Source organism: Streptomyces lancefieldiae, from assembly GCF_031845825.1.
In the GTDB taxonomy this organism is placed as follows: Bacteria; Actinomycetota; Actinomycetes; order Streptomycetales; family Streptomycetaceae; genus Streptomyces; species Streptomyces lancefieldiae.
In genome coordinates this window covers 1-3,398 of sequence record NZ_JAVRFH010000157.1, presented here as the reverse complement: position 1 = coordinate 3,398, position 3,398 = coordinate 1, and the positions used below count along the sequence as shown (strand labels likewise).

At 68.7% G+C, this 3,398-nt stretch carries 2 protein-coding genes and 1 tRNA gene; 1 reads left to right on the top strand and 2 read right to left on the bottom strand.

All coding sequences use genetic code 11. The annotated features are described in order from the left end of the window. Window positions 1–274: 274 nt before the first annotated feature. Complete coding sequence (locus RM812_RS41095; RefSeq protein ID WP_311585972.1) at window positions 275–1,483, bottom strand: AfsR/SARP family transcriptional regulator; 1,209 nt, start codon at window positions 1,481–1,483, stop codon at window positions 275–277. Between the two features lie 314 nt (window positions 1,484–1,797). Next, window positions 1,798–1,871: transfer RNA gene (locus tag RM812_RS41090), tRNA-Met, on the bottom strand. A gap of 158 nt (window positions 1,872–2,029) precedes the next feature. Here RM812_RS41090 and RM812_RS41085 point away from each other — a divergent pair. Then, window positions 2,030–3,244, top strand: coding sequence for a hypothetical protein (locus RM812_RS41085; RefSeq protein ID WP_311585970.1), 1,215 nt, complete (start codon window positions 2,030–2,032; stop codon window positions 3,242–3,244). The last annotated feature ends 154 nt before the right edge of the window (window positions 3,245–3,398 follow it).

Below are 3,398 nucleotides of genomic sequence, written 5' to 3'. Positions count from 1 at the left end.
GACCGATCTCGGGCAGCACAAAGCTCTTCAAGTCCCTTCCGGGACCCTGTTCATCAGGCATGGCGTGAAGCTAGCAGAAACCCTTGCTGACCTGCGAAAACGCTTAGGATAGTTCGGTCAACACGCCACTTCGGTTCATACAGCATCTCCGTATCTCGTGACATCGCACCGCGGCGTAGCGGCGCGACGGGTCGGTCAATCCTTGCATCCGCCACGAGCCCTCCCGCCGCCTGCGGGGCGGTGCACTGCGGCGGCATCTGTACAGTCCACTGACTCAGCCAAGCAGCGTCTGCTTGTGTGCTGGCGGGTCGGGCACGGGGGTGTACGTCATCTGGTCGGCGAGCTGGCGTAGCCCGTCGGGTTCGGTATGTGCATTGGTGATTCCTTCGGCCGCGCTTTTGAACTGCTGGAGTCCGCCCGGAAGCGCCCGATAGCCGCGCTTGACTGCCCACCTCGAGCCCGGCAGGTCGCCGTCCTGGAGGTAGCGGTGGGCCAGTTCCCGCGCCGCGCTCATGATGGCCTCGGTCATTTCCCGGAGGTAGGGGGCTGCCCATCCGTACCAGTCCGGACGTATGGCTTCGGCGAAGGGTGGGCCCTCGACGAGCTGAAGGGCGGCGCGCAGGCATCGTGTGCCGGTCGGCGAGCCATCGCTCTCGCCCAGGGCAGCAAGTGCGCGGAACTGGCTCCAGTCGCTGGTGACTGACGGGGCGAGGACGTATCCGCTCTCTGGGGTCCACTTGGGGAAGTGGTCGACTCCGAGCCAGGCCCGCAGTCGGCTCATGGCCGTGTTGCGGCTGTCCGCGCGCGTCACTTGTTCTGGCCACAGGGCTGCATCCATGGCGTGCCGGTCGGTGCCGGGGTTCAGGTGGAGCCAGATCGCGTACTCGGTTAGCCGCGAGAGACGCTTGGTCTCGACGCGGCCTCGGGCACCGTGCACTTGGGGGGACCCCAGCAACATCAGGTAGATGCCGGCCGACGGCTGGGGGAAGGGCAGCCTGGCCCAGTCGATGGCCTGTTCTCGCTCGACGGGGACGGGAGGCTCTGCTGGTTCCGGGCGGTCCTGTTCTGGCAGCGGCAGCGTGTGGAGCAGGCCTTCCAGCACGCCGCACGTGATCGCCCATCCCTCGGCGAACATCTCCTCCCGTGCGTCGCAGTCGGCGGTGCTCGGCATGGTCCACGGCGCATCGGGGCGAAGGATCTGCCATGCGGGGTCCTCGGGCTGGCAGAGGGACTGGATGACAACCAGGGCGGCCGCTCGCCAGCGGGCGAGGTCGGAGATCGGACTGTTCGCGTCGAGTGTCTCGGCCTCCTGGAGGAGGCGATGAGTGATCTGCCCGAGGCGGTACACGGAACCCGGGTGAAGGAACTCGGAATGTCGGTGGACCGACACAGGGGCGGTGGAGGGGAGCGCGGAGAGAGTGGTCATGATGCTCCAGATCAGATCCCTTGCTGGACTGCGGTGTTCACTGCTGTCGGAGGCCACCGCTGGTGCGCGCTTGGTTCAGCGGGCCGGTGATGTGCAGGTGGTGCTCCACGTCGCCACGGCGGGCACGTCGGGACAGGCCTCGCGACCGCCTTGCGCCGAAGAACGTCACGGGGATGCCGACCGGTGAAACCGAGCAGGGGATGGGTGATGAAGCAGCGGGCATGTCGCCTCCGTGGCATCGAGGAACCCGGTCGGGTATCTACGTGCCTATAGAGGCGTGAAATGTGGTGTCCGTGTGACATGGACGTCCGGCTTTTCTGCGCCACGGACGACTCAGGCCCCGGCGGACGCGCCGGGGCCTGAGTGAGAAGTAGCGGGGACAGGATTTGAACCTGCGACCTCTGGGTTATGAGCCCAGCGAGCTACCGAGCTGCTCCACCCCGCGTCGGTGCCCCTGACTATACGGGACCGGCGAGACCCTCAGACCGGATATTGCTTAATTGGTTTTACTGCGGTAGACTTGAGATCGCTCGGGCGGACGGCGCGCCACGCCGGCTGCGGCCCTACACAGCCCGAGGGAAACCGCCGATCCAGGAGAACCTCTTGTCCTTCCACTCACCTACCGAGCTACGGCTCGTTCTCCGCCAGGACGTCACCGTGCCCGCCGTCGGGATGTTCGACCGATTCACCGGGCATGCCCGCTATCAGGTCACCGGTGACGAGATCCGCGGCACGTTCATCGTCGTCCCCGAGACCGCCCCCGGAAGCGACACCTGTCTCGTTCGGGTCATCTACGGCGATCATCCCGAGACGCCGCAGCGCGAGCGGGTGGACGAACCCCGCATCCGCCGGACCCGCGTGCGTGGCGAGTGCGGGCCGCTCGCGGTCGATGCGCTGCCGGATGCGTCCCGGCTGGACGCGCGCGGCCAGTGGGTCAGGTCGGACGGGACACTGCGACCCGTTCCGCGCAGCACAGCGCGGTCGCTGGCCGAAGTCGTGCGCGCCGTGGTCGCGCACTGGGCCACCCGGCCCAACCGACTCGGGCTTGTCAGGGCCGCCGCGCGCCATGCCCAGCAGCAGCCCGACACCCCGCGCCAGGCGGCACGGGAGGCGATGGAGCGGGAGCTGGACAGCATCCGCGCCCAGATCAGGCAGCACTGGTCCGTCCTCCAGGAGCTGGAGGCGGTCGCTCAGGCCGACACCCCGGCGCTGCCGGTTCTGCCGCCGCTCCTCCACATCGACTACCTCGACCCCATCAGCGGCAGCACCGGCATCCTCTCGGCCCGCCCCCGGCTCAACCCTTGCGACGGGACGATCACCTACAGCGTGACAGGGGGCGCACGGGTGCGCGGAGACTTCACGGTCGGCCCGGTGCGCCTCAGCCGCGACCCTCTCCCCGGCGGGGTGAGCGTCCAGCTCGGAGCCGGTCTGCTCCCCGACGGAACGGGCCGGGAGGGCGAGCCGGTGGTCAACGGCATCCGGCTGCGAGGCTCGTGGAACTGCACCGACGCCGGGGCGTTCACGCTGGCGCTGCCCGAGTCGATTCCGGGTGTCCGGCGGGCCGACCGCCCCGACCGTCCGCTGCCCGCCCACACGGCCGCGTGGATCAGCAGCGTCATCCGGGCGCTCGCGGTCGCTTACCGCGACCGCAACGACGTGGACGTGCTGCGCCTGGTCGCCGGGAAGAACCGGGTGGACCAGCTGCGCCAGGCTCCTGCGCAGGCAGTCGCCGAACTCCGTCGGCACGAGGCGGCCGCAGAGGCACGCCTCACCGCCGCCCGAGAGGCCGAAGCCGCCTTCGCTTCTCTGTCCGCCTGACGCCGGGCGGGGCCGCGCTCCCGGGAACGGGACAACGCAGCCCCGTTCGTTGCTTAATTGGAATTACTGCGGTAGCATTGTCTTTGCAGCGGGCGTGAGACGCCTCATCTCCCTCACGGGACCGCAGACCCGCGCGCCGCACTCTTCCGGCTGA